At 31.3% G+C, this 25,725-nt stretch carries 27 protein-coding genes; 9 read left to right on the forward strand and 18 right to left on the reverse strand.

All coding sequences use genetic code 11. The features are described from left to right. Window positions 1-103: 103 nt before the first annotated feature. Together SJY43_RS00925 and SJY43_RS00930 are read left to right on the forward strand one after the other, a co-directional pair. Window positions 104-268, forward strand: a complete 165-nt coding sequence (locus tag SJY43_RS00925) for a DUF5522 domain-containing protein (RefSeq protein ID WP_396601972.1) — start codon at window positions 104-106, stop codon at window positions 266-268. A 134-nt stretch (window positions 269-402) separates the two neighbouring features. Further along, window positions 403-954 (forward strand): DUF4136 domain-containing protein, encoded by a 552-nt coding sequence (locus tag SJY43_RS00930; RefSeq protein ID WP_396601973.1) that lies wholly within the window; start codon window positions 403-405, stop codon window positions 952-954. A 72-nt stretch (window positions 955-1,026) separates the two neighbouring features. Here the strand turns inward: SJY43_RS00930 and SJY43_RS00935 are convergent, their stop codons facing one another. From SJY43_RS00935 to SJY43_RS00960, 6 genes are all read right to left on the reverse strand, one after another. After that, on the reverse strand, window positions 1,027-1,644 hold the full coding sequence (locus tag SJY43_RS00935) for a hypothetical protein (protein ID WP_396601974.1): 618 nt from the start codon (window positions 1,642-1,644) through the stop codon (window positions 1,027-1,029). Window positions 1,645-2,251: 607 nt separating this feature from the next. Further along, window positions 2,252-2,890: a hypothetical protein gene (locus tag SJY43_RS00940; RefSeq protein ID WP_396601975.1), complete on the reverse strand. Its 639-nt coding sequence runs from the start codon at window positions 2,888-2,890 to the stop codon at window positions 2,252-2,254. A 3-nt stretch (window positions 2,891-2,893) separates the two neighbouring features. Beyond that, window positions 2,894-3,475, reverse strand: a complete 582-nt coding sequence (locus SJY43_RS00945; protein ID WP_396601976.1) for a hypothetical protein — start codon at window positions 3,473-3,475, stop codon at window positions 2,894-2,896. A 149-nt stretch (window positions 3,476-3,624) separates the two neighbouring features. Then, window positions 3,625-4,653: a hypothetical protein gene (locus SJY43_RS00950; protein ID WP_396601977.1), complete on the reverse strand. Its 1,029-nt coding sequence runs from the start codon at window positions 4,651-4,653 to the stop codon at window positions 3,625-3,627. Next, window positions 4,635-5,057, reverse strand: a complete 423-nt coding sequence (locus SJY43_RS00955; RefSeq protein WP_396601978.1) for a hypothetical protein — start codon at window positions 5,055-5,057, stop codon at window positions 4,635-4,637. Before SJY43_RS00955 ends, SJY43_RS00950 begins: the two co-directional genes overlap by 19 nt. 515 nt (window positions 5,058-5,572) lie before the next feature. After that, the gene (locus SJY43_RS00960) at window positions 5,573-6,322 is read right to left on the reverse strand and encodes an enoyl-CoA hydratase/isomerase family protein (protein WP_396601979.1); all 750 of its coding nucleotides are present in this window, start codon (window positions 6,320-6,322) and stop codon (window positions 5,573-5,575) included. A 114-nt stretch (window positions 6,323-6,436) separates the two neighbouring features. On the opposite strand from SJY43_RS00960, the gene SJY43_RS00965 reads away from it, so the two are divergent. After that, on the forward strand, window positions 6,437-6,742 hold the full coding sequence (locus SJY43_RS00965) for a rhodanese-like domain-containing protein (protein ID WP_396601980.1): 306 nt from the start codon (window positions 6,437-6,439) through the stop codon (window positions 6,740-6,742). Here SJY43_RS00965 and SJY43_RS00970 read toward each other — a convergent pair. The 8 genes from SJY43_RS00970 to alaS form a co-directional block, all read right to left on the reverse strand. Then, window positions 6,737-7,351, reverse strand: coding sequence for a DUF4230 domain-containing protein (locus tag SJY43_RS00970; protein WP_396601981.1), 615 nt, complete (start codon window positions 7,349-7,351; stop codon window positions 6,737-6,739). The genes SJY43_RS00965 and SJY43_RS00970 overlap by 6 nt on opposite strands. Before the next feature lie 178 nt (window positions 7,352-7,529). Continuing rightward, on the reverse strand, window positions 7,530-8,180 hold the full coding sequence (locus SJY43_RS00975) for a response regulator (protein WP_396601982.1): 651 nt from the start codon (window positions 8,178-8,180) through the stop codon (window positions 7,530-7,532). A gap of 76 nt (window positions 8,181-8,256) precedes the next feature. Further along, window positions 8,257-10,209: a tetratricopeptide repeat protein gene (locus tag SJY43_RS00980; RefSeq protein ID WP_396601983.1), complete on the reverse strand. Its 1,953-nt coding sequence runs from the start codon at window positions 10,207-10,209 to the stop codon at window positions 8,257-8,259. 33 nt (window positions 10,210-10,242) lie between these two features. Beyond that, window positions 10,243-10,521 (reverse strand): hypothetical protein, encoded by a 279-nt coding sequence (locus tag SJY43_RS00985; RefSeq protein WP_396601984.1) that lies wholly within the window; start codon window positions 10,519-10,521, stop codon window positions 10,243-10,245. Window positions 10,522-10,761: 240 nt separating this feature from the next. After that, the gene (locus SJY43_RS00990) at window positions 10,762-12,615 is read right to left on the reverse strand and encodes a PQQ-binding-like beta-propeller repeat protein (protein ID WP_396601985.1); all 1,854 of its coding nucleotides are present in this window, start codon (window positions 12,613-12,615) and stop codon (window positions 10,762-10,764) included. 21 nt (window positions 12,616-12,636) lie between these two features. Continuing rightward, on the reverse strand, window positions 12,637-13,176 hold the full coding sequence (locus tag SJY43_RS00995) for a DUF6252 family protein (protein ID WP_396601986.1): 540 nt from the start codon (window positions 13,174-13,176) through the stop codon (window positions 12,637-12,639). A gap of 81 nt (window positions 13,177-13,257) precedes the next feature. Further along, a complete protein-coding gene (locus SJY43_RS01000) occupies window positions 13,258-14,202 on the reverse strand; it encodes a GSCFA domain-containing protein (RefSeq protein WP_396601987.1) in 945 nt (314 codons plus the stop codon). Between the two features lie 108 nt (window positions 14,203-14,310). Next, entirely contained in the window at window positions 14,311-16,926 is a 2,616-nt protein-coding gene (gene alaS, locus SJY43_RS01005) for an alanine--tRNA ligase (RefSeq protein WP_396601988.1), read from the reverse strand. 221 nt (window positions 16,927-17,147) lie between these two features. Here alaS and SJY43_RS01010 point away from each other — a divergent pair, with 221 nt between their 5' ends. The 5 genes from SJY43_RS01010 to SJY43_RS01030 all read left to right on the forward strand — a co-directional run bounded on the left by SJY43_RS01010 (window position 17,148) and on the right by SJY43_RS01030 (window position 20,439). Then, the gene (locus SJY43_RS01010; protein WP_396601989.1) at window positions 17,148-18,119 is read left to right on the forward strand and encodes a M23 family metallopeptidase; all 972 of its coding nucleotides are present in this window, start codon (window positions 17,148-17,150) and stop codon (window positions 18,117-18,119) included. Next, window positions 18,119-18,448 (forward strand): MerR family transcriptional regulator, encoded by a 330-nt coding sequence (locus SJY43_RS01015; protein WP_396601990.1) that lies wholly within the window; start codon window positions 18,119-18,121, stop codon window positions 18,446-18,448. Before SJY43_RS01010 ends, SJY43_RS01015 begins: the two co-directional genes overlap by 1 nt. A gap of 86 nt (window positions 18,449-18,534) precedes the next feature. Next, a complete protein-coding gene (locus SJY43_RS01020; RefSeq protein ID WP_396601991.1) occupies window positions 18,535-19,131 on the forward strand; it encodes a LemA family protein in 597 nt (198 codons plus the stop codon). A 5-nt stretch (window positions 19,132-19,136) separates the two neighbouring features. Next, entirely contained in the window at window positions 19,137-19,577 is a 441-nt protein-coding gene (locus SJY43_RS01025; RefSeq protein ID WP_396601992.1) for a TPM domain-containing protein, read from the forward strand. 10 nt (window positions 19,578-19,587) lie between these two features. Then, window positions 19,588-20,439, forward strand: coding sequence for a TPM domain-containing protein (locus SJY43_RS01030; RefSeq protein ID WP_396601993.1), 852 nt, complete (start codon window positions 19,588-19,590; stop codon window positions 20,437-20,439). Window positions 20,440-20,602: 163 nt separating this feature from the next. Here the strand turns inward: SJY43_RS01030 and SJY43_RS01035 are convergent, their stop codons facing one another. Next, complete coding sequence (locus tag SJY43_RS01035) at window positions 20,603-21,541, reverse strand: sugar kinase (RefSeq protein ID WP_396603376.1); 939 nt, start codon at window positions 21,539-21,541, stop codon at window positions 20,603-20,605. A 136-nt stretch (window positions 21,542-21,677) separates the two neighbouring features. Continuing rightward, window positions 21,678-22,982: a ribosome biogenesis GTPase Der gene (gene der / locus SJY43_RS01040; RefSeq protein WP_396601994.1), complete on the reverse strand. Its 1,305-nt coding sequence runs from the start codon at window positions 22,980-22,982 to the stop codon at window positions 21,678-21,680. Window positions 22,983-23,150: 168 nt separating this feature from the next. Between der and SJY43_RS01045 the strand changes: the two genes are divergently transcribed. Next, a complete protein-coding gene (locus SJY43_RS01045; protein ID WP_396601995.1) occupies window positions 23,151-23,663 on the forward strand; it encodes a GTP-binding protein in 513 nt (170 codons plus the stop codon). A gap of 64 nt (window positions 23,664-23,727) precedes the next feature. Here SJY43_RS01045 and SJY43_RS01050 read toward each other — a convergent pair whose 3' ends face one another. Both SJY43_RS01050 and era read right to left on the reverse strand, forming a co-directional pair. Further along, a complete protein-coding gene (locus SJY43_RS01050) occupies window positions 23,728-24,732 on the reverse strand; it encodes a DUF3179 domain-containing (seleno)protein (protein WP_396601996.1) in 1,005 nt (334 codons plus the stop codon). 59 nt (window positions 24,733-24,791) lie between these two features. After that, window positions 24,792-25,673 carry a GTPase Era gene (gene era / locus SJY43_RS01055; RefSeq protein WP_396601997.1) on the reverse strand — a complete coding sequence of 294 codons (882 nt, stop codon included), beginning with the start codon at window positions 25,671-25,673 and terminating at the stop codon, window positions 24,792-24,794. Between the last annotated feature and the right edge of the window lie 52 nt (window positions 25,674-25,725).

Here is a 25,725-nt window from a genome sequence, read left to right on the forward strand (position 1 = left end):
TCTTTTCTTTTATTTCCCGATTTTTCAGGAATGACCATTTATGAAAATCTGGATGTAAAACAACAAGAAATAATGTCTTCAATTTACATTATCTTTGTTACAAATGAAAAAATTTATCCCCATTGAAGAAGGCGACTTCTACCTAACCCCCGAAGGTTATCGTTGTTTTACAGAACAATACCATTTAAAACGGGGCTATTGTTGCGAAAGTGGCTGCAGACATTGCCCTTATGGATATAATAAGGCTACAAACTCGATAAAGAAATAATTTTATCACAACTCCTTTCTAGTTAGCATATACTTGGTATGGTTATTGATAACATATATTAACATCAATTTATAACATAAAGTTGCTATAAAATGCTATTTTACAGCGTCTTGAACCTCTAAAACATATATACCATGAAAAAACTTTTAAAAACCTTACCTCTATTAGTGTTACTAATTGTAGTATCATCTTGTAGCTCTGTTCGAGTAGCGGCAGATTATGACAAAGAAGCAACCTTTAATGATTACAAAACGTTTGCCTTTTTCAAGACTGGAATAGATAAGGCAGAAATTAGCGATTTAGATAAACGTAGAATTCTTCGTGCTATTGAAGCAGAACTTTTAGCTAAAGGCTTTACAAAATCTGAAAACCCAGATATATTAGTTAGTTTATTTACAAAATCTCAACAACGTGTTGATGTCTACAACAATTCCTGGGGTATGGGCGGCTGGGGTTGGGGTGGCTTTGGTCCTGGTTGGGGCTGGGGCTGGAATCAACAACCTAATGTTTCAACAAGTGTTCAAGGTCATTTGTATATAGATCTTATTGATGCCAATAAAAAAGAATTGGTTTGGCAAGGTATGGGTACTGGCTATTTAAGTAGAAATATGGAAAAGAAAGAAGCCCGAATAAAAGAGTTTGTTACTAAAATTATGGAGAAATATCCTCCAGGAGCAGAACAATAAAAACATAAAAAAAGCGACTCAAACGAGTCGCTTTTTTTTAGGTTAAAATCTTATTTATACCAATTATAAGCCTTAATTAAGTTTAAGTTTTAGGGCATCATGAGAAAAAGATTTTATTCCCACTAGTCCAACTTTTGTTTCGCCTTTCTTTATTACACTTCCATAGATATTATTTTCAGATATTTCATTTTTAAATTTTTTGTTTGCCGAACCAGCTGCAATCATATTACCCGCAGCTAAACCTGGTCCTATAACCAAACCTATAGGTGTTGAACTTGTTGTTTGTTGAAATCCGTTTTGAGATTCAGTAGTATATAAATTAAGTGGCGTTAATAATAAATACAACAAGTGTGTAGCTGGACTTTGCTTAAGAGAGACAAAAGTTTTTTCTAAGTCTAGGATGTTAACATCACTTCCATTTGCATAAACCAAACTAAAATCTTTTCCAACAATTAAGTCTCTATCAGTATTGTTAGTGATTTTTAACGCCACCAATTTCACCCCTTTTTTAACTTCTTTTTTTGCATATTTTTTATCAAGCAAATCATATTTATATTCTAATTTAAGGCCTTCTACTTTGCTTTCAGATAAATAATTAACAGTATTTGGATAAATAGTTTTATATGTAGAGGCACAACTAAATAAGGATATAACTACAACTATTAATAAAGATAATTTAATAACTCTCATATGTTTAATTTTAAATTAACCATAAATGTAGTGTTCGTGAGCTATTAACGCATGACAATTGTCACAACATGTAAATATTAATTTTCTTAAAGCAAAAAATCTAGAAAAATAACATCCTTAAAAATCAATCAATTTAAACACCTATCGTCAAATCTATATTACACGTATAGCCCATATTATTCTTACTTAAAGAATTGACAGCTCAAAAGTAAATTGGATACACAACCGCTCCAGGTAATATTCATGAAAGAGCAGAATATACACCTAATAATAGTTAATACTAAATAAACTGAATATTCAAGAAGTTTTTATGAAATTGACTGTACTGTTATTTCATTGGCAAAAGATTCTGAATTACACCAAGCAGTTAGCCTTTGTATATCATATAAGAAACTCTTTATTCTTTTAACGAAAATATAGATAAGTCTAGTAAAAATAGCTTTGATAAGGAAAAACAATTCTTATTGGTTTTAAAAATTACCAAATTACACATAATAAGGCGCTGCCATTTAAACCTGATTTTAGGCATTTAATTAAAAAAGTCTAGAGATTATTGATAAGTTCAATATAGTGATAAATAAGGACAAAACTTATAGCTAAATGTACTCTAAAAATCAACACGTACCAAGGGTGAAAGTGTAATAGCCTCTAAACCGTTAAGCGAATAAAAAACCCTCGTACGTAATGAGATAACAATTGTGTTGTACTCATATATACGGCAACCTAATGCTAAGGACAAACCAATATCATCTATTAAAGGATCTACATTACTAAAAACAAATCCAGTTTTTCCGTTAATAGTTTCTACATCCAAAATAGGTTGATAATAATGAATGGAAAATAAAGATATCGTAAAATCTAAACCGTTATTAAAAAATTTACCATATTGCAACTCATAATATTGCACCTCTTCTTCTAATCTATAATTTTCAAAAACCAATACCCTATCGCCCAAGACACCTATTCCATTTAAAGTATTTACATAAGATTGTTCCGTATAACCAATACCAATAAACCGATTGTTTTTTAACTTGTACTTTAACGTAGCCTCTATATTCTTACCAACAAGGGGAATAGTAAAATCAAAATCACTAAATATCTGGTAATCATTCTTTCCAAAATCACCAGAAAGCGATGCACCATAACCAAATTCTAATTGGAATCGTTTAAATTTTTCTTGTGCATCAATACTACTTATAAAAAATAAACATATAGTAACTACAAACAAAAAACGAATTATTTTCATGTATTATAATTTAAAACTTACATTAAACGCTAGGCTATAAAAGTTGGCTTGCACTGGCTGGGTTATAATCTCAGCGTTAGCAATTTCAAAAAAAGCAATTGCATTAACGCCTAAAGCCATCTTATCCCAAACCCAATACCTAAATGCAAGACCTGGCATTACAAAAGATTTAACAAGGCTTTCATCTTGAGAAACTTGATCAATATCTGTAATAGTTCCTGTATTAACATTATAACTTAAAGATTTTGATGTTTGCAAAGACGATTTAGAAAAATGAATACCCGAACCTACATAAAAAGAAAACTCACTTTTAGATGAATTTATAAAAAAAAAGTGTCCTTTCAAACCAACAGCATAAGTTTCAACCTTTTGCCAATAAGGAGCACCTTCATTGTTTGCATTCAAATATTTTATAAGTTCAGAAGTATTATTAAAAAAAGGTTTTGTACTGTTTGAAAACGATCTATTCACAAACACTTCATATGCGAAATCTTTGTTTAAAACATTCTTCCAACCAGCTTCTAACATATAATTATTTTCTTTTATATCTACATCATTATGTGATGCCTTGCCAAAATGTAGCATGATACTGCTATGCTTGTTGTCAGTATTTTGCGCTGGCAATACTTTAAAAAAAACTAAAAAAAGGAATAAACAATAATATAACTTCATATAGCAAATATAAACACTCTTGTATAATTACAATTACACAAGAGTGTCTCTTTTTTTACATATTAATCAATATCCGTGTAATAATGCTTTAAAACATATTCAAATTTACCAGCTACTTTTACATTGTAATCCACATCATCATCTTCATCATAAAGAGTCTTTCCTGTAACACCCAAACCTATTATAGTAGCCAAAACTTGTCTTCTTGACAATGCTCTTTTTTCTCTAAACTTTGCCGCACTTTCTTTTGTCGTCACCTTTGAAGATACGGTAGGCTCAGTAGTAGGCGTCAATTCCCCATTCACTACTTTATACGATGTTTTTACACTTAACTCTGTTTCAGCTTCACCTTTTAAATTATGCTTTGTAAATACAGTAATCGCTTGTTCATTTTCAGACAAACTCCAATCATCATCAAATTCAACATTTACCTTTCTCCAATTCTCTTTTCTAACAGTACGACGAGTTACTTTAAAATTTGCCACCGTGTAAGCTTTAGCTTCTGGTATAACCTGACTTCCACTAACTGTTATTTTTCCATCAGGCGATCCTCTATGTATTGCTAACTTTTGATGAGAGCCTCCAAAACCCATCCAACTAGTTCCTCGAACTCTAAACCATCCTAATCTGGTACTTAAAATATCCTTATCCTCTATTGTAGTATGATTAACATTATATTTCAAAAGTTTTGGACCCTCCTCTATTGGATCTGGTGGATTACCCCCACCTCCTGTACCAGCACAACCGCTAACTTTAGCTGCTTTTTGGAATTGAATATCACATTCATCTATTGGTTTAATTAAATAAACTTTATTTACCTCAATAAAATCATCATCAATTTCTACAACAATTGGATCGGTATTTATTTTACTATTTTCTTTATTTGCTAATGTATTACCATATTTAAAAGCCTCATTGGTTTTTGTGTAATAAGACGCAGTATATGAAACATAAAACACTTCATCATTAACAGCATTCTCCAATTCTTTTGAAGGTACATAAATTTCTAAATTTTCATCAACTAAGTTTTCTAAAATTGAATTTATAACATCTTCATTACTAGTTTTTGAATTTAAATCTTTAGCAGACACGCTAACTTTTGAGAGTATATGATTGTATTTCTCATTATTTTTTGAAACTTCCTTTTTGATGATAGTAATGAAAGGGGTTTTTCAAACTTCTTTTTAGAAAGAAATTTATCATTTTCATTCTTTCTTATCCCACTTAAATCGCCTAATAAATAAGATATACTTATTTTATCTCCAAATTTGGTTAAATCATCCATATTTATATCTACATATGATTTTACTTCATAATTTTTCAATGTATTACCTATAAGCTGTGAATATTCACTTAATAAATGATCATAATCTGATTTGCTACTTTCATTAAATAAATAAGTTGTTTCATTTTCAGCAAAAACTGTTTCCTCTCTTAATTCTGTAGAACAAGAAATGATGCTTAGTGCCGAAAGGAATACTAATAATTTTTTCATTTTTTTTAAATGTATTTGAAGCCCAAGTATTCCTAGATATTGATAATGCTTTATAGCATAACCTGTATTCAACAGATAAACGATATATCTATTTTATTTAGAACTACTTGATCTTTTGGTTTATGACCAGTTTTCCTAGTCTTTATTTTAGTTATTAAAAATAAAAATCTCCCCAACTGCCTGTGGAAATTTATCTTTTAACTATTACCTATATTTAGTCTATTTAAAATTAGGAGTGTCTAAGTCCAAACACCTTAGAATAAGGTAAAAAATCAGCGCCGATTCTGCTGTACAACCATTTTTAAAATAGCAACAACATCTAGACAGTAATATTGATGCTTTTAAAAACTCAATCAAATCTAAAAAAGAAGAAAACACAACTATTCTTGAAAAAAAAAATCTGTTTTATTAAGCAATTTTAAAAATAAACTGTGGAAAAACCGTACTTATTAAAATTTTAATTAGTTCTCCTAAAAAAAGCAAAGAATAATCAATGATATAATAAACTACTCAACTCACCTAAATCGCTTCAAGGTCTTTTTAGTAAACGCACTTAAAACAAGTTTACCACTCATCTCTGCACGTTCTTCTAATAATGCGTCCCAGTTTTCGGTATTTTTCCAAAACACGTTCTTCATTTCTCTTAAGGCATCAGGATTATAGCTCGCCAATCGTTCTGCTAAAACTTTAACAGCGAGATCTAAATCTTCAGTAGTTGCGAAGACTTCAGAATACAACCCTTTTTCTTTTGCAAATTCCGTAGTAAAAAAAGTTTCTGCATCAATAGTCATTTGAGACATAGCAGTAACCCCAATTTTTCTTGAAACAGCGGGTTCTATAACAAACGGACCAATACCAATACTTAATTCGCTTAAACGGACTGAAGCATATTGTGTTGCCAAACAATAATCTGTTGCAGCCGCTAAACCAACGCCTCCACCAACTGTTTTTCCTTGTACGCGCCCTATAATTAACTTTGGGCATTTACGCATGGCATTAATTACATTTGCAAAGCCCAAGAAAAACTGCTTACCTGTTAACTCATTATCTATTGCAATCACTTCATTAAAACTTGCACCTGCACAAAACGTTCTATCACCTCCGCTTTTTAAAACAATAACTTTAATAGCATCATTCTTACCTGCATCAATAATAGTTTGCTCTAATTTTGATAAAACATCGCTAGGCATGGAGTTTCTATTAGGATGAAAAAATTCCACAAACCCAACCTGATTCTCAATTGTAAGCGTTACATAAGCTTCCATAAATACTCATTTTTTTAAAGGATGAATATACATAAAATTTAAAGGAAGTTTAATGCAACTTTTGTTACTAATGCTTTAAAAAAAAATAAAGTAATTTGCATTTAAAATTAAACAATGGGCTTATTAGATTTTCTATTTGGTAATAAAAATAATATGATTAAAGATTTTCAATCAAGAGGTGCGGTAATTATAGATGTACGTACCGCTCAAGAATATGGCCAAGGCGCTATTTCTGGTTCAAAAAACATTCCGTTACAAGTTATAAACTCCAAAATTAACGAGATAAAAAAATTAAACAAACCTGTTATTACATGTTGCGCAAGCGGTATGCGTTCTGGAAGCGCTGCTTCTATTTTAAAAAATAACGGTATTGAAGCCATAAACGGTGGCGGTTGGTCTAGTTTAAACAGTAAACTATAACTTCAACCCTTTTAAATCCTCAATAGATTGCATGGGACTTTCATTATAATTTAAAGTCCAACCTAGAGAATTTGTAAGGATATAAAATTTTGAAAGCTCGCTTATTAACCTGTTTTTAGCGTTTCTTTTTAAATCTGATGCTTCAATTTTTTTTGATAGCGTTGCATTTACAGTTTTCTTTATATCATTATAATCTTTAGCTTCAAAAGGATTTAAATAATCTGCCTGTACATCATAGTATTCCAAATCTGGATTTATTTTTATTTCTTCATTTGGAATACTCAATATGGTTAGGGTTTTATTAGTTTCATCAACTTTAAATTCAATTTTACTCAAATCATAAGCTATAGTAACTTCTGCATTAACTACTACTAATGCTTTTTTTTCGACCGATAATAAATCTCCAAAAATGTCTTTTGAATTCTTATAGGTAAAAACCTCACTAAAATGCCCTTCGGTAACGATAAGTTTACCAACATTATTGATTTGTTCTTGAATGAGCGTTGAACTTTCTTGAAGTACGATCTCATTTTCTTTTTTATCTCCACAATATTTAAAAGTGAAAAGAACAACTAAAGTAATTATAACACCAAATAGAATTTTTCGCATGTACTAATTTAGAAATAAATTAAGACTTCAAGTTTCCTATTAGCAAATTTATAACAAAAAAAAACATCAGTTTCCTTCGACATAAGAAGTCTAAACCAATGCAATTAATAAACTAAACTAACACTACAAATATACTTACTATTTGAGTGAATCATATTGTCTTTATGTTAACTAAACATTATATTAAATTATTTTTCTTGGCTTTTTGTACTGCTTCTAACTTATTGTGCACTTGTAGTTTTTTATAAATATTTTCAATATGCTTTCTTACTGTACCTATTGATAGAATAAGATTATCTGCTACCGAACTATAACTTAAACCTTTACTTAACTGCTCCAATACCTGAATTTCTCTTGGGGTAAGTTTAATATCTTCTTGCTCAACAACATTATCTATATCGAAAGGGTTTCTTAGCAACTTTAAAGTTTTTAAAGCTATAGAAGGATTCATTGCTGCACCTCCATTTATAGTTTCCATAATTCCATTATGCAAATCTTTCGCATTTACTTCTTTTAACAAATACCCGTCTGCTCCTGCTTTTATAGAATTGAAAATATTTTCATCATTATCAAAAACTGTAAGTATTATAATTTTAATATGCGGATACTTTTTCTTTACTAGTTCTGTGGTCTCAATACCATTTAAAACTGGCATTTCTATATCCATTAAAACAATATCTATATTATGATTGTCTTCTAATTTGGCGATTAATTCTGAACCATTTAAAGCAAAAAACTTAACATCTAACTCGTCAAAAAAAGACAACTTCTCTTCAACCGCTCGTATCAAAAAAGAATTATCGTCTGCTATGGCTATTTTTATATTCATCTACTTGATTTTCAATATAGAAATTTAAAACATTTCACTTTAGAAACCTATACGTAATTCATCGTATATCTTTAAATTATACTGACAGATTTATTGATATCTCTGTTCCATTATTCAACTGGCTGTTAACATCTAAAGACGCTCCAATTTCTTTTGCGCGCTTTTTCATATTATTAAGACCGTTACCCTGTTCAACACTATTCTCATCAAAACCTTTACCATTATCGGTAATTCTAAATTGAATTTTTTTATTCTGTTTCAATATGTCAACTTTTACTATTGAAGCTTCGGCATATTTAATTGAATTATTTATGGCTTCTTGAATAATTCTGTAAATATTCATCCCTTTTACTGATGCCAATTCTTCTGTCTTAGCAACAGATTTATCTATATTAAACTCAAAACTTAAACTATTGGAAGACATATCGGCTTTATCTATAAAATTTGAAATTCGTATTTCTAAATCTTCAAGAGAAATAGCATTCTTGTTCATAGCCCAAATAGTATCCCTTAACTCATAAATGGTCTCTTTTGTAAAACCACTTATACTAGATAATTTATCAGTAAGCTTTTGATTTTTAAGTTTAAAACCATATTGCAAATTCTCTATTGAAGAAATAATAAAGGTAAGTTGTGCACCAATATTATCATGTAAGTCTCTAGATATTCTTAAACGTTGTTCTTGCAACCTGTTTTGAGTTTCAATTTTTACTAAAGCTTCTTTTAACTCACCTTCTTTTTTCAATTGTTGATTTTTTAGTTTTTGTTGATTGTACAATAAGTAACCTAAAACAGATAGAACAATTGCTAAAAAGCCTAAACCAATAAGCTGTGTGTTTTTCTTATTTAAGTTAAGTTTATTCTCTATGATTTCAGAACGCTGTTTAAGAATTTCTTTTTCTTTTTTCTCTGTTTCATATTTGACTTCAATCTCTTGACTGAATTTTAAATTAGCTTCACTAATATTTTTTCTTAAAGTCTGATTATACTTTTGTGAGTAAAAATTAAGACTATCAATATTATTCTCATAAGCATAAATTAACATAAGATTTTCATAAACATATTGGAGTTTTTCATTGACACCAGTTTTAATAAAAAACCCTTTAACATTCAATAATCCTGCTTTTGAATCTTGAATTTTTCCTAACTTAAAATTATTAATTGCCAAAGTAAGTTTTGCGCTTTCTAAATCTCCAGTAGCACCTATTGATTCCCTAATTTCAATTGAACGCTTTACATAATTTGTACTTTTATCAAATTCATTTAAAGCACTATAAATTATACTTAAATTATTTAAAGCTGATGCTTGACCAACATAGTTTTTTATTTCAGCAGAAAGTTTTTCAGCTTCTTGAAAAGACTTTATTGAACTCAAAGTATCATTGGTGTTTAGATAAATATTTCCTTTAGTTAAGTAAGAATTAGCTAGAAGTCTCTTCAAATTATTCCTTTTAAAATAATCTATGCATTCGTCTAAATAGCCTGAAGCTTTTTTATAATTCCCAGCGCTATAATACGCAGAGGCTATATTTGATTCGATAGTTACAGAATTAAGTGAATCATTATTTTTTAAGTACAAATCTCTGGCTCTTATGTAATAATAAACAGTACTATCTAATAAATTAGTTTTACTGTAATTACTCCCCATTTTTGTATATAAGCTGGCAATACCAAGAGTATCCTTTAATCTTTGTCTATATACCATACTTTTTCTAGCGTAATTAATAGATTCAGGATAGTCTCCTTTAAAAAAGTACACTGTACTCAAATCGTTTAAGGACTGCCCAATTAAAGTGTCATTATTTGATCTGGTTGCAAATTCAATAGATTTATTCCCGTAAACCAGAGCAGAATCAATATTTACATGAGAATAATACCAAGCTAAATCTGCTGTGAATTTAGCCTTATGTTTTAAAGTTGTTGAAGTATCTAAGCTTTTTTTAGTGTTAGAAATCAAATCTGTAACGGACTGCCCAACTAAAACCTGATGAACAATAAGAAAAAATAAGATTAAGGTTCTTTTTATCATGAAATAAAATTATGAATCATTATATTATTATCATTAGAGTTTCTCAAATATAAGTTTTTGAAATAAAATTAATTCTTTAGTAATATTTAATAAACGCTCTAAGATTGAATCTGTAAAATATTCTGCTATCTTAACTTTTTCAGAATTTAGTTGATTTCTATTTTGTTCTAAATGATATTTCTTAATAAGTAGAGCATAACCATTATCTCCATTTTTCTTAATAAAATTAGAATCTAAATATACTTTTATTGCAAAAGAAAGTAATAGAAACGCAACAAAAAATATTAGAAAACCAAACCAATCAAACACCATAATCACAAAGTATTTTTAGTTTGAATTATTAGGTAAAGTAACTCACAAAAAAAACACCAATCACCAATCAATTTCTTGATTAATAGTATTGGTGCTTTTTGATATGAACTGATTAATAGCATTTTAAAACTACAATTAAAAGTGATACCTCTTTAAATTTTTCGATTAAGTGTGATAAAAAAAGATTAAGCGTAATAATCTGATTATCACGCCTAATCAAACAAATCTCAACAACAAGATTTATTTTTTAAGGTTGTATGCATAAATGGTTTTATCGTTGAGCTTATAATACAACATGCCTCCAAACTCATCAACTTCATATTCTGGTTTTTTATCTTTTAACAAAATTTCTTTCTCAACAACTCCAGTATCTTTATTTAATTTCATTAAACCAACACCATCGTCTAATTTTGTTAAAACGAATTGCGCATCTTGTGTGGCTGATGTAGCTGAAAAACGCTTAAGCATTTCGGCAACAGACGCACTAGAAACATTAGCCATACCTTGTGACATATTATTTAAACGATCGCCTCTAGCTGTATACTGTCCAATATAATTGCGCTCATAGCCTGCCTCATAAGCTGCAGAAGCTGATGCTGCAGCTGATGCCAAAGCCATTGCTCCTGCTAATGCCGCTCCAAAAGCACTTTTACCTGGCGCTCTTTTATATTCATGCCACTTTTTCTCACCATCCCAATCTAAAAGCATCATATTTTGATCTGATGTTAGTAAAACACCACTATCTCTAACTTCTATATCAGTTGGATCTTCCTTTCCTTCAAAATCAGCTTCAGCTATTAATTCTGAAGTTCCTGAGTTAGCATCAATACTAAATAATTTTTCATCAGCAAGAATTAAATACTTATCATTTTTCTTATCATAATCAGAGCTTACCCTATTAGCTCTTTTAAATTTTAGTGGTTTTTTCCATATTTGATCTCCAGTATTTAAATCAACAATATTTGCATCTTCACTAGTAATATAAATTAACCCTTGAGGTGTTGTTGCCATAGTGAGAATGTTTTCTCCGGTTTTTAAAGGTTTTTTAAATAAAGTAGTACCATCGTAAGCTACTTTATTAATTCCACCTTCGTGAATCCCGAAAAGAATACCATCTTCCATGATATAAAAATGCTGAACATAACCTTGGGTTTTTGGAGCTTTTTCCCAAAGATCTACTCCATTTGAAGCACTTAATAATGTGATTTTCGATTCTGCTTTTGAAGCAGCTAATTTTGCTAATCCCTTTTTTCCTGTATCTGCTACATCACTAACTACAGCAATACCTTGAGGTAGAATTTCAAAATTAGAAATTTGACCTTTTACTTTGCGTTCTTCTGCCCAAGTAGAAGTTCCACTAGCACCAATCTTATAGATTTTTGTATTCTTTCTATTAGACGTTTCCGCGAAAGCGTAAATATCTTTTTCTGTTTTATCAGCAACCATCCAGCCAATATTTTTTAGTTCATTTTCCCAAATAACTTTTCCAGAATCCATATCTACTTTCATCAAGCCTTTTGTAGTTGGAATAATAATACCATCTGAAAGTACTAATGGTGTTCCCATTACATTTTTAGTACCTTTAAATATATATTGACTTAATTCTTTACCCGAAGCCAAATCATACATTGCCAAAGCCTGAGGAAATAACATCCCCACTTTTCGTTGTCCAGTTACCATCAATCTATTTTGAGATAAGAACAATTTAGTTCTGCTTATAGATTTCCATCCATTTTCTTCAGCATTAAAAATTGTTTTCCCAGACATATAATCAATTATAGATCTTTTTTTTACTAGCCCAACTCCAAAACCTGCTTTACTTACAATTACATACGGTGCACCTGAAACAATCTCTAATTCTGTTTCTGGATTTATTTTTCCATAATCTGTAAAATTAAATAGCAAACCTTCTTGCCCAGGTTTTATAGCTGCCAACCCATCATTAGTAGCTATAATTACAGTACCGCCATCTGTAATTGTCATTTCTTCAATTTTTGCACCTAGCTCATAACTTTGATCTGGTGTTTCTGCTTTTTGTGCGTTTAACATTAGCGATCCTGCTAATAGAAAAACAAATAATTTTAAATTTCTCATTGTTGAATTTTGTTTTAGTTACTATGTAGTTTGTTTATTTAAATTGAAGGCTCCAGAAGTAACATCCTTAATTGAACTATCTCCATTAACATTTTTACACTTAAACTCAAATGTTCCTATTACTTTGGTATCTGTTTCTTCACTAATAGTTATTGACCCTACAAGAGTATCATCATATGGCGCTTGCCAAATCTCTGTAGTAGAAGCTGTTGGATTACTTAAATTAACATTTGTCTCGGTGTAAGAAGCTACATTTGTAACAGCAATATTAGCTCCAGTAAACTCATATGTTCCTGTTCCAGAGTACCCAAAAATTGTCATTGCGAAAGCATTACCATCACTATTACTAGCAATTATTACAAGGTTGATAACGGAACCTGCATTAGCAACTGTTGCTGAAGATGAAATTCCCATTGATTTATAAGAACTCCCATCTATTTTAGCGGTTAAAGTACCAAATGCAGCAGAGCCATCTCCTCCTCCATCATCTGTAGAACAGGATGTAAATGAAGTTAAGATAAGTGCAATGACTAATACAATTGTGGTGTTTGATTTTTTCATTTTATTGAATATTTTATGATTAATAGCATCACAAAACTGCAACAATAAGCGAATGAAAACAATACGATGAATTACGTATATTTAGAATACGATGTAAGGAAATTGAATTTGAAGTCTAGAGATTTTAACTTCTAAATTTTGAAGAAACTTTTGATGCGCTTCAGATTTAATATTAAATGGTTTATGCTGAAGCCCTTTTTGAACAACCTCTACTTCTTCCATGGTTTTGAAAGATTGATCTGAAATCCAAACCATTTTAAACTTATCCCAAATATAATTAATAGCTAATTGACTTGGGTGCACCATATCTTCTTGATAAAAACGATAGTCTCGAAGTTCGTCCATCATAATTTCAAATGATGGAAAATAAAAAGATTGATTACTTATAACTTGATGAATAGCTGTAATTAAATGTGCTTTACTTTGCGTATTTGCAACAAAACCATCTTTGGTATGTCGAATTGGTGAAACCGTAAAAATTACTGAAGCAGTATAATTAACACTTCTTATTAAACTCAATATTTGTTTTAACGAAGCTGTAATTTCTTCAACCGATAACAATTCTCTTTTAAATTGCTTTTGTGGCACTTTATGACAATTGGCAACGATATTATTAGTGCTTATTTCGCGATAAACCCAAGCCGTACCTAATGTAATAATAATGTGAGATGCTGATTTTAATTTAGAATTTGTTAAATCAATTTGTTCATTTAATTGATTTATTAAAGTATCTTTTGAAGTATGACTTAGTTTTGAATGCGCATCGAAACAAGCCCATTGTTCGTTATGAAAAAATACATCCTCTTCTGAAAAATGTTTACTATCTACTGCATTTGAAATAAGCGTTTCAATAGCCTTAGGATGAAATAATATCCCAAACGGATTTTGAGAGTTCTTAAACTTAAAATAATCTAGCTTCTTTCCAATATTTTCTGAAAAACACGATCCGAATAATAACACATTTGAGTTATAGTCTATTTGGTCTTCGGACTGTTTTCCTAGTGATATTTTGGTTTGTAAGTTCATTTAAGATATTAATTTCACAGAGATTCACAAAGTCCCGCAGAGATACACAGAGAAATCAGAATAAAAATTAAGCTTCTGGGAACTCTTTAAAACAGAACATAACAGAACTTATTCTAAATATTTGTTAGCATTCTCTAAAGCCTCTTGAATTCCGTTAGGGTTCTTCCCTCCCGCAGTAGCAAAAAATGGTTGCCCACCGCCACCACCTTGGATGTATTTACCTAATTCTCTTACTACCTGTCCAGCGTTTAAACCTTTACTCTCTACTAATTCTTTAGAAATATAACAAGACAATAATGCTTTACCGTTTTGCTCTGTGGCAAATAATAAAAACAGATTATCAAACTGACTTCCTAACTCGAAAGCCACATCTTTTAAACCACCAGCATCCAAATCTAATTTCTTAGCTAAAAATTGTACACCATTAATCTCCTCTAATTCGCTTTTAAGCTCAGCTTTAACGTTCTTCGCTTTATCTTTAAGTAAACCTTCTATCTGTTTTTTAAGACTTGTATTTTCTTCCTGTAAATTTTGAAGTGCTTTTACTGGCTCTTGTGCATTATTTAGTAAATCTTTCATTTCAAAATAAGCTCTATTATTTTCAAAATAAAAGTCTTTTACTGCATCGTTGGTAATGGCTTCAATTCTTCTAATACCCGAAGCTACCGCTCCTTCTGAAACAATTTTAAAATGCCAAATATCAGAGGTATTTTCTACATGTGTACCTCCACAAAGCTCGATAGATTGACCAAAACGTATAGCACGAACAGTATCACCATACTTTTCACCAAACAAACTCATAGCGCCTTCAGCAATAGCTTCTTCTTTTGGGATATTACGCTTTTCTTCTAAGGGTAATTTCCCGTCTACTCTTCTGTTTACAAAATTTTCAATATCTCGTAATTCTTCAACTGTTAATTTAGAAAAATGAGAAAAATCGAATCGTAAATATTTAGAATGCACCGCAGACCCTTTTTGTTCTACATGAGTTCCTAAAACCTCTCTTAGCGCCTGGTGCAGCAAATGTGTTGCTGTATGATTACATTCGGTTCTATGGCGTTGTTTTGCATCAACAACAGCTTTAAATGATTCATTAATATGCTTTGGTAAATTCTTAGCAAAATGAATTATCACATTGTTTTCCTTTTTAGTATTTAGAATGTAAACCACATCACCATGTGTATCCTCTAAATAGCCTTTATCACCTACTTGCCCTCCTCCTTCTGGATAAAACGGTGTTAAATTAAATACTAGTTGATACATATCACCATCTTTTTTAGACGTTACTTTTCTGTATCTGGTAAGCTTCACATTAGCCTGTAAAGTATCATATCCTACAAATTCTTCTTCAGCATCATCAATAAGAATTGTCCAATCATCGGTCGACATCTCACTTGCTGCTCTAGAACGGTTCTTTTGCTTTTGTAATTGTTTATTAAACCCTTCTTCATCAAGTTTCAATCCTTTTTCAGAAAGAATTAAAGCTGTTAAATCAATTGGAAAACCATAGGTATCATATAATTCAAAAGCTTTTTCACCTGAAACTGTTTCTCCTTTAGTTTCATCTACAATTCTATTCAATAACACTAAACCTTGATCTAGCGTTCTTAAGAATGATTGTTCTTCTTCTTTTATTACATTCTCAATTAGTTGTTTTTGAGCTTTTAATTCTGGAAATGCTTTTCCCATACGGTTACTCAAAACATCTACCAACCTATATATAAAAGGTTCTTTTTTATCTAAAAATGTAAATCCGTAACGTACCGCACGGCGTAAAATTCTTCTAATTACGTAACCAGCACCTGAATTACTAGGCAATTGCCCATCTGCTATTGAAAACGCAACGGCACGAACATGATCTGAAATTACACGAATTGCTACATCTACTTTTTCATCTTTACCGTATTCTTTATGAGTAATGGCTTCAATTTCGCGAATTATTGGCGTAAAAACATCGGTATCATAATTTGACTGAACACCTTGAAGCACCATACATAAACGCTCAAATCCCATACCTGTATCGATATGCCTATTAGGCAAATTCTCAAGCGAACCATTGGCTTTTCGGTTATATTGCATGAACACTAAATTCCATATTTCAACAACCTGCGGATGGTCTTCATTCACCAAATCTTTACCGGACACTTTAGCTTTTTCTTCAGCAGAGCGAATATCAACATGAATCTCACTACATGGCCCACAAGGCCCCTGATCACCCATTTCCCAGAAATTATCCTTTTTGTTTCCTTTTAAAATGCGGTCTTCAGAGATATATTGTTTCCAAATATCATAAGCTTCGGTATCCATTTCTAAATTATCAGCATCATCACTACCTTCAAAAACAGTAACATATAATATATCTTTATCAATACCATAAACGTCTACTAACAATTCCCAAGCCCAAGCAATAGCTTCTTTTTTAAAGTAATCGCCAAAACTCCAATTCCCCAACATTTCAAATAAAGTATGGTGATACGTATCGTAACCAACCTCTTCTAAATCATTATGCTTTCCAGAAACACGCAAACATTTTTGCGAATCTGCAATACGGTTATTTTTTGGTTTTCCATTTCCTAAAAAATATTCTTTAAAAGGCACCATCCCTGCATTTACAAACATTAAGGTTGGGTCGTCTTTTAAAACCATAGGTGAAGATGGCACTATACTATGCTTCTTTTCCTCAAAGAAACTTAAAAATTTTGAACGTACTTCTTGTGACTTCATGTATCTTAATTGAGCATCTAGATTCTTATAAATTCTTTTAAATAAGAAACAATTTTTATATTTACTCTCCAAAACTATTTAAAATTAAGGAGATCACGAACCTACATTTAAATTATTAGTTAATTACTATAAAAATAATTTCGTAGGTTTGTTCGTTTACATACTTAATACAACACTTTTAGTTGTATCAATTTAATTGCAAAAATAGTATAATTTAAGAAATGAGTAAGGTAAAATATTACTACGATAAAGAATCGCTTTCTTACCGCAAAATAGAGCGCAAAAAAAGAACTACATTTAAGTATGCTAGTCTCTTTATTTTAGCTGCTGCATTTTTCGCATTTATATTTGTTTTTATAGCAAGTCAGTATGTTGAATCTCCTAAAGAACGTGCTTTAAAAAGAGAGTTACAAAACACCCAATTACAATTTGAGTTACTTAATAAAAAAATGGAACATGCTGAAGCTGTTTTAGCCAATGTTGCAGATAGAGACAACAATATTTACCGCGTATATTTTGAAGCTAACCCAATTCCTGAAGAACAACGTAGAGCTGGATTTGGTGGTATTAACAGATATAAAAACCTAGAAGGCTTTGACAATTCTAAATTGATAATTGAAAGTAACAAACGTCTAGACATTTTACAAAAACAAATAGTTGTACAATCTAAATCTCTTGATGAAATTGCTGAACTTGCTGAAGAAAAAGAAAAACTTCTTTCTGCTATTCCAGCAATTCAACCTGTTAACAATAAAGATTTAACCCGAATGGCATCTGGCTACGGTATGCGCACAGACCCATTTACAAAAGCACGTAAAATGCACAAGGGCATGGATTTTACTGCACCTAGAGGCACACCAATATACGCTAGTGGAGATGGCGTTGTAGTTCGTGCAGATTCTGGTTCTAGTGGTTACGGAAAACATATAAGAATAGACCATGGTTTTGGATACCTTAGTTTGTATGCGCATTTGTATAAATATAATGTTAGAAAAAACCAAAAAGTAAAACGTGGCGATTTAATTGGTTTTGTTGGTAGTACAGGTCGATCTGAAGCCCCTCATTTACATTACGAAATACATAAAGACGGTAATAAAATCAACCCTATAAACTTCTACTACGGAAGTTTAACTGCGGAAGAATTTAACAAGCTATTAGAACATGCTTCTTTAGAAAATCAATCCCTCGATTAATGCATATAGATTTACCAGAAAAGAGATATTATGGTATTGGCGAAGTTGCCAAGGCATTTGGTGTTAATACATCTCTAATTCGCTTCTGGGAAAAAGAATTTGATGTACTAAAGCCTAAAAAAAACGCGAAAGGCAATCGTAAATTTACTCCAGAGGATATTAAGAACCTTAAATTTATCTATCACCTTGTTAAAGAACGTGGTTTTACGCTTGATGGCGCAAAAACACATTTAAAAGAAGAAAAAAAACAAGCACTAAATAATTTTGAAATTATTAGTAAACTTGAAGATGTAAAAAATCAACTTATCAAAATAAAGGAACACCTTTAAAAATATAAAAATCCTTTTGTAACTTTTTAACAAAAGAAGTGTCTTATAAATAACCATTAACAACATATTATCAAATTAAAGCTATCATGAAAAAATTCTTACCATTAATTATTATTGCTATTATAATCTTCGGTCTTTATTCTTGGGGAAAAGGATTTAATAACACCGCTGTAAACCTAAAAGAATCTGCAACTAAAACATGGGCTAATGTAGAAAGCAGCTACCAACGCCGAAATGATTTAATAGGAAATCTGGTGAAGACAGTACAAGGTGCTGCAGATTTTGAAAAAGGCACATTAACTGCTGTTATTGAAGCTAGAGCTAAAGCCACATCTATGAATATCGATCCATCAAACCTTACACCAGAACAGATGGCTAAATTTAGTGAAGTACAGAGCGGATTATCTGGTGCATTGAAAAGTCTATTGGTTACTGTAGAGCGTTACCCAGAATTAAAAGCTAACCAAAATTTTCTTGAATTACAAAGTCAATTAGAAGGTACTGAAAACAGAATTAATGTTGCTAGAGACAGATATAATGAAGTTGTAGAACCTTACAATAATCATGTTAAAGAATTTCCAAATTCTGTATTAGCAGGCATACTTAATTTTGACCCAATGAATTATTTTAAATCTGAATCTGGAAGCGAAAAAGCACCAGACGTTAACTTTGATTTGAAGTAAAACATATGTCCAATAAAGTTGAAGAATTTCTAACTGCACAAGAAGAACAAGATATTGTTGAAGCTATTCGTGTTGCAGAGTTAAATACTTCTGGAGAGATTCGTGTTCATATAGAAAAAACATGTAAAGGTGACGCTACTGTTCGCGCTTTAGAACTTTTTCATACCCTAAAAATGGATAACACAAAACTCCAAAACGGCGTATTAATTTATTTAGCCTTAGAAGATAAAACCTTTGTTATTTATGGAGACAAAGGCATTAATGATGTGGTTAAAAACGATTTTTGGGATAACACTAAAAATGTTATGCAATCGCATTTTAAAAAAGGAAACTTTAAACAAGGGCTTAGAGATGGGATTTTAAAATCTGGTGAAGAACTTAAAACACATTTCCCTTATTCGGATACTGACTCTAACGAGTTAACTAATGATATTTCTAAAGGATAGATAGCTATTTATGCAGTTTTCAGTAATCAGTTTGCAATCACTTTCAAAAATAAAAAGCATTATTAGTTTTTTAGTATTATGCTTTGCTTTGAATATTGCTCATGCTCAATATGAAATTCCTGAAAAACCAAAGTTCCAAACTAGTGTTTACGATTATATAAATTTACTTTCTGCTTCTCAGAAAAGTAGTTTAGAGCGGAAACTCATAAAGTATTCTGACACTACCTCAACACAAATTGTTGTTGCTATTATAAACTCTACTAACGGAGAAAACATCTCTTATCTAGGAGCACAATGGGGACAAAAATGGGGAATTGGCGGTAGCAAGGAAAAAGACAATGGTATTTTAATTTTGTTAGCTAGAAACGATAGAAGAATAGCCATAAATACAGGATACGGAGTAGAACATCTTTTAACAGACGCCATGTCTAAGCGTATTATTGAACGAGATATTATACCTTATTTTAAGAATAATGATTACCCAGGAGGATTAAACAGAGGTGCTGATGCCATTTTTGAAGTTATGAATGGTGAATATCAAGGCACGAGGCAATCCAATCAAAGTGAATTTCCTATTGGGTTAATTTTAATTCTGATTTTCATATTTATTATCATCTTAATCTCAATTTCTAAAAATAGACGCGGAGGCGGAAGAAATGGTGGTCGTAGATCTACTGGAAGTGATTTACTTGAAGCTATTATTCTGAGTAACATGGGACGTGGTAGTTACCGTAGAGGTTCATCAAGTGGCTGGGGCGGAAGTTCTGGCGGCGGCGGTTGGTCTTCTGGTGGTGGCGGAGGCTTCGGCGGTGGTTTTGGCGGCGGCGGTTTTGGCGGTGGCGGTGCTTCTGGAGGTTGGTAAGATTTAGGTCTCAGTCTCAGTCTCAGTCTCAGTCTCAGTCTCAGTCTCAGTCTCAGTCTCAGTCTCAGTCTCAGTAAAAATGTTAAATTTCTAGACAGTTTTGTATTTTTGTTTAGAAATTAATTGTAAACAAATAATTCGACACTATAAATCAGGACTTAAATTACCGGTTAAATCTTCCTGTTAGATTCCCCTCTACAATTCGATTAACCTCATCGATTGTAGCATAGTTAACATCTCCAACATAAGTATGTTTTAATGCGCATGCTGCACTCGCAAACTCCATAGATTTTGTGTCATTAAAATGCTGTAAACCATATATTAAACCCGCTGCAAAAGCATCGCCTGTTCCAATACGATCTACAATATGTGTAATATCAAAATCTTGAGTTTCATGGAATTCTTGCCCGTTCCACATTCTTGCTCGAATTTTATGCCATGACGAATTAATGGATGTTCTTATTTTATCGAATACTTTAACAATAGATGGAAATTTCTCAATAAGTAACTTACTTGCTTCTATAAACTCATCGTTTGTATAACCAAAATTAGTTCCTAAAACTTCATTCATTTCGTTAATACCTCCAATAAAAATAGTTGAACAATGCAATAATTCTATTAAAGCTTCTTTAGGGTCTACACCATATTTCCACAAACCGCTCCTGTAAGTTGGATCGGCAGAAACTTGCATGCCTTTTTTCTTTGCTAATTTTAAGCCTTCTTTTAAGGTATCAAAACTACCTTGAGTTAAAGCAGGTGTTATTCCCGTCCAATGAAACCAACTACCTTCTGCTAATGATTTTTCCCAATTAACCATACTAGGTTTAATTTCAGAAAAGGCATAATGTGACCTATTATAAGATATTTGACTTGGACGCATAACAGCCCCAACTTCCAGAAAATAAACACCTAATGGTCTATTGGCACGAACAATTGCTGTGGTATCTAAATCGAATTTGTTAAGGTATGCCATTGCTGTATTACCAATAAAATCGTCTGAATTACATGTAATATGCTTAACACTTCCACCAAAATGGGCAATGGAAAGCCCGACATTCAATTCTGTTCCTCCAAAATAAAACTCGACTGTATTAGATTGAATAAATTATTTATTCCCTCTTGGTGATATACGCATTAGTACCTCACCGAAAGTTATAATTTGACTCATGTTGGTTGGTTGTTATATTATTTAAGCTAGAAATAACTAATAATTACGAATAAATAAACTGTAATCTTAATTACTTTTTACGCATATAAACGCTTATAGGCACTCCAGTAAAACCAAATTTTTCTCTTAATTTATTTTCTAAAAACCTTTTGTATGGTTCTTTTACATATTGTGGCAAATTACAGAAAAATGCAAATTGAGGTTGCGGTGTTGGCAACTGCATGATATATTTAATTTTTACAAATTTTGCTTTATATGCCGGTGGCGGATAATTTTCTATTATTGGAAGTAGTACTTCGTTAAGCTGACTGGTTTTTATCTTTTTAGATCGGTTTTTATAAACCTCAACAGCCGTTTCAATAGCTTTAAAAATTCTTTGTTTTGTTAATACCGAAATAAATACAACCGGAACATCTGTAAACGGTTCCATTTGCTTTTTAATAGCCTTTTCGAATTCCTTCATAGACTTATGGTCTTTCTCAACCAAATCCCATTTGTTTACTAAAACAACAATCCCTTTTCTGTTACGTTCAGCTAACCAAAAGATATTTTGAACCTGCCCATCAAAACCACGAGTAGCGTCTAAAACAATAAGACAAACATCACTATGCTCAATAGCTCGAACACTTCGCATTACAGAATAAAACTCTAAGTCTTCTTTTACTTTAGACTTTCTTCTTATACCAGCTGTATCAATTAAATTAAATTCAAAACCAAAACGGTTGTATTTAGTATCTATTGAATCGCGGGTTGTACCTGCAATATCTGTAACTATATATCTGTCTTCACCAATAAGTGCATTTATAAATGATGATTTCCCTGCGTTTGGTCTTCCTACAACAGCAAAACGAGGTAATTCTTCTTCAACGACATCTTCTTTCTCTGGCAATGCTTCAATTAATGCATCTAATAGTTCACCTGTTCCACTACCATTTATACTAGCAACAGTATAATAATCTCCTAAACCTAATGCATAAAACTCAACAGCATCTTCTGCACGTTTTCCGTTATCGACTTTATTAACGACTAAAAAAACGGGCTTACTCACTTTACGAAGTAATTTAGCAACATCTTCATCCATTCCTGTTACACCAGACTCAACATCAACCATAAAAATAATAGCATCAGCTTCATCAATAGCCAACTCTACTTGTTTATCTATTTCTGCTTCAAATACATCATCACTTCCTAAAACGTAACCACCTGTATCTATTAAAGAAAACTCTTTTCCGTTCCAATCACTTTTACCATAATGACGGTCTCTTGTTACACCACTTACAGCATCAACAATAGCTTCTCGTCGTTGTATTAAACGATTAAAAAACGTTGATTTCCCCACATTTGGTCTTCCTACTATAGCTACTATATTACTCATATTCTTTAATTTACATGTCACACCTTATCTGATGCCTTTATTATTTCTATCCGAAATATTTTGCAAAAATAGGGAATATAGATGACGCATAGTTCTTTTTTAATAAAGATTGAAAGTATTTTAGGTTTAAATAAAAAATAGTAATTTACTCTGCTAAACTAAATATGAATGGCTTTAAGTAACGACATTGTTTTACGCCCAAGGTTTAAAATGGAAATCCCGAGGATTAACGAAGCCATTTTGAGTGATTTTGAAAATGTAAAAAACACGCAATCTGAATTTATTGTAACACGAGTAGACGATCATGTTTTTATAAAATTCCCAAAAGAAAAACAACACTTTTGGTCGCCTCAATTACATTTAGAAATAAATAAAGTTGATGACAATTCTAGTATGCTTCATGGTTTATTTGGACCAAACCCAACTGTTTGGACGCTTTTCATGTTTCTTCATTTTATTGTTGCAGGTCTATTTATTGCATTTGCCATATGGACTTATACTAACTGGTCCTTAAAACAAAGTTTTGCTGTTCAAGCAAGTGTAACCATCTTAATGGTTTTGCTTTGGGTTACATTATACTTTGCAGGTAGTTTGGGCAAAGCTTCAAGTACGAATGATATGAGATTGCTTAATAACTTTATGAATGAAGTGCTTGAAATTGAAAATAAAAAAGCACTCTAAAATTAAATACTGAGTTAACAGTTTGTATTACGAATATTTTATATGGTAACGTTTAAGCCTGCCATTACTCTCCTGTATCTACAAAATTGAAATTAGAATAAAAATCTTCCCAAGCCCACCATGCTGCAACATATGCGTATTTAGGTTTTTCTAATACACTACCATTGGTGCCAATACCTAAAATATTATACTTAATACCACTTCTGTTTTGAATAACATAGGGTAATTGATTTTCTAATATTTTATAGTCATCCGCATTATCAACCTTAAATGCATTAAAAAATCTGTTCGATTGATTTCCAATTATAATATATTCTTGATTACTAATCGTTTTTATAACAACTTTATTCCGGAAGTTAGAATGTCTAAAAATATGCACACTATTAAAATTATCTATAATTCCGTATACATGCTCACTCGGGTTGGGCTTCTCTATATCAGAAACAGTATTATCATTTTCATCTGGTGGCCGCTTATTAAAGCTAATTGAACCCGATTTGGCTGAATTAGTAGCCCCAGTAAAAACTTTAGCAGTCGGAAAGTATTTTTTAACTGTACCCCAAGTAGTTTCTACAACAGGTATCGTGTTAAATTTTCTATTTTTATTATCTCCCTTTATCCCTCTAATTAACATTTGAGACCAAATAGATTCAGTTTCATCATCCCATGGCGTTAAATTATCCTTATAAAGATATCCTGATGCTCTAAAAATCTGAGTTCTATTAAATGCTAATGCACTTTTTGTAATTGGACAATATGTAAAAGCGTATTTCCTTCCATTGTAATCCGCATTTATAACCTCACTTTCAAAAGTATAAACATAAGGATAAACAATTACCTGTAAACCAAAATTAATGACTCCAACTAATTGACCATCGCTTAAGTTTATATTATTTACACTATCAAAATTTGGATCTATTGCCAACGGGTATAAGAAAAACCGTCCCGAAATATCTTTTTCATCTATAATCCAACCATTGCTTGAAAGGCTATCTTCAGTAGAATCCTCTTCACTACTACAACTTAAAACAAAAAAGCCAAAAACAAAAATGACAAAAAATCTTTCCATGATTTTTACTTTGTCGCTAAAAACCTGAAAACTTACATTTATAATTAAATTATAATAAACTACTTATTGTACCCAAAACGTTTTAATTGGTTTTGATTACTTCTCCAATTCTTATTTACTTTAACATATAATTCAATATGGATTTGTTTACCAAAGAACTTTTCTAAATCTTTTCTAGATTCAACACCTACTCGTTTTAATGCGCTTCCTTTATGCCCAATTATAATACCTTTTTGAGTCTCGCGTTCCACCATTATTACAGAACGTACTCGAATAATATTTTCCTCTTCAAAAAACTCTTCAGTATCAACTTCTACCGCATATGGAATTTCTTTTTTATAATGCATTAGAATTTTTTCACGAATGGTTTCGTTAATAAAAAAACGTTCTGGCTTATCAGTTAATTGGTCTTTTGGATAGAACGCTGGTGATTCTGGAAGCAGTTCTAATATTCTATTAAAAACTTCTTTTACATTAAATCCTTCTAAAGCTGAAACAGGAAAAATCTCTGCATTAGGTACTTTTTGAGACCAAGTTTGAACTTGTTCTTCCAATTGCACTTGATCTGATTTATCTATTTTGTTAAGTAGTAATAATACTGGTATTTTAGAGTTGGTTATTTTATTAAAAAAGGCTTCATCTTTTAATTCTTTCTCGCCAATCTCTACCATATATATAAGCACATCGGCATCTTCAAAAGCCGATTTCACAAACCCCATCATAGATTCCTGAAGCTCGTAAGCTGGTTTTATAATTCCTGGTGTATCACTTAAAACCACTTGAAAATCGTCGCCATTTACAATACCTAATATTCGGTGTCTTGTGGTTTGTGCTTTTGAAGTTATAATTGAAAGTTTTTCTCCAATAAAGGCATTCATTAATGTAGATTTACCAACATTAGGGTTCCCTATAATATTTACAAAACCTGCTTTATGACTCATATTCTTTTTATTTAATCTGTTGCAAAGTTACGATTTGAATCTTCATTAAATT

It is taken from the genome of Algibacter sp. R77976 (assembly GCF_044594645.1).
In the GTDB taxonomy this organism is placed as follows: domain Bacteria; phylum Bacteroidota; class Bacteroidia; order Flavobacteriales; family Flavobacteriaceae; genus Algibacter_B.

Bases quoted from the DNA above. Each gene is read 5' to 3' on its own strand.
- SJY43_RS00925 (WP_396601972.1), top strand. From the start codon at position 104: ATGAAAAAATTTATCCCCATTGAAGAAGGCGACTTCTACCTAACCCCC.
- SJY43_RS00930 (WP_396601973.1), top strand. From the start codon at position 403: ATGAAAAAACTTTTAAAAACCTTACCTCTATTAGTGTTACTAATTGTA.
- SJY43_RS00935 (WP_396601974.1), bottom strand. From the start codon at position 1,644: ATGAGAGTTATTAAATTATCTTTATTAATAGTTGTAGTTATATCCTTA.
- SJY43_RS00940 (WP_396601975.1), bottom strand. From the start codon at position 2,890: ATGAAAATAATTCGTTTTTTGTTTGTAGTTACTATATGTTTATTTTTT.
- SJY43_RS00945 (WP_396601976.1), bottom strand. From the start codon at position 3,475: ATGCTACATTTTGGCAAGGCATCACATAATGATGTAGATATAAAAGAA.
- SJY43_RS00955 (WP_396601978.1), bottom strand. From the start codon at position 5,057: ATGAAAAAATTATTAGTATTCCTTTCGGCACTAAGCATCATTTCTTGT.
- SJY43_RS00960 (WP_396601979.1), bottom strand. From the start codon at position 6,322: ATGGAAGCTTATGTAACGCTTACAATTGAGAATCAGGTTGGGTTTGTG.
- SJY43_RS00965 (WP_396601980.1), top strand. From the start codon at position 6,437: ATGGGCTTATTAGATTTTCTATTTGGTAATAAAAATAATATGATTAAA.
- SJY43_RS00970 (WP_396601981.1), bottom strand. From the start codon at position 7,351: ATGCGAAAAATTCTATTTGGTGTTATAATTACTTTAGTTGTTCTTTTC.
- SJY43_RS00975 (WP_396601982.1), bottom strand. From the start codon at position 8,180: ATGAATATAAAAATAGCCATAGCAGACGATAATTCTTTTTTGATACGA.
- SJY43_RS00980 (WP_396601983.1), bottom strand. From the start codon at position 10,209: ATGATAAAAAGAACCTTAATCTTATTTTTTCTTATTGTTCATCAGGTT.
- SJY43_RS00985 (WP_396601984.1), bottom strand. From the start codon at position 10,521: ATGGTGTTTGATTGGTTTGGTTTTCTAATATTTTTTGTTGCGTTTCTA.
- SJY43_RS00990 (WP_396601985.1), bottom strand. From the start codon at position 12,615: ATGAGAAATTTAAAATTATTTGTTTTTCTATTAGCAGGATCGCTAATG.
- SJY43_RS00995 (WP_396601986.1), bottom strand. From the start codon at position 13,176: ATGAAAAAATCAAACACCACAATTGTATTAGTCATTGCACTTATCTTA.
- SJY43_RS01000 (WP_396601987.1), bottom strand. From the start codon at position 14,202: ATGAACTTACAAACCAAAATATCACTAGGAAAACAGTCCGAAGACCAA.
- alaS (WP_396601988.1), bottom strand. From the start codon at position 16,926: ATGAAGTCACAAGAAGTACGTTCAAAATTTTTAAGTTTCTTTGAGGAA.
- SJY43_RS01010 (WP_396601989.1), top strand. From the start codon at position 17,148: ATGAGTAAGGTAAAATATTACTACGATAAAGAATCGCTTTCTTACCGC.
- SJY43_RS01015 (WP_396601990.1), top strand. From the start codon at position 18,119: ATGCATATAGATTTACCAGAAAAGAGATATTATGGTATTGGCGAAGTT.
- SJY43_RS01020 (WP_396601991.1), top strand. From the start codon at position 18,535: ATGAAAAAATTCTTACCATTAATTATTATTGCTATTATAATCTTCGGT.
- SJY43_RS01025 (WP_396601992.1), top strand. From the start codon at position 19,137: ATGTCCAATAAAGTTGAAGAATTTCTAACTGCACAAGAAGAACAAGAT.
- SJY43_RS01030 (WP_396601993.1), top strand. From the start codon at position 19,588: ATGCAGTTTTCAGTAATCAGTTTGCAATCACTTTCAAAAATAAAAAGC.
- der (WP_396601994.1), bottom strand. From the start codon at position 22,982: ATGAGTAATATAGTAGCTATAGTAGGAAGACCAAATGTGGGGAAATCA.
- SJY43_RS01045 (WP_396601995.1), top strand. From the start codon at position 23,151: ATGGCTTTAAGTAACGACATTGTTTTACGCCCAAGGTTTAAAATGGAA.
- SJY43_RS01050 (WP_396601996.1), bottom strand. From the start codon at position 24,732: ATGGAAAGATTTTTTGTCATTTTTGTTTTTGGCTTTTTTGTTTTAAGT.
- era (WP_396601997.1), bottom strand. From the start codon at position 25,673: ATGAGTCATAAAGCAGGTTTTGTAAATATTATAGGGAACCCTAATGTT.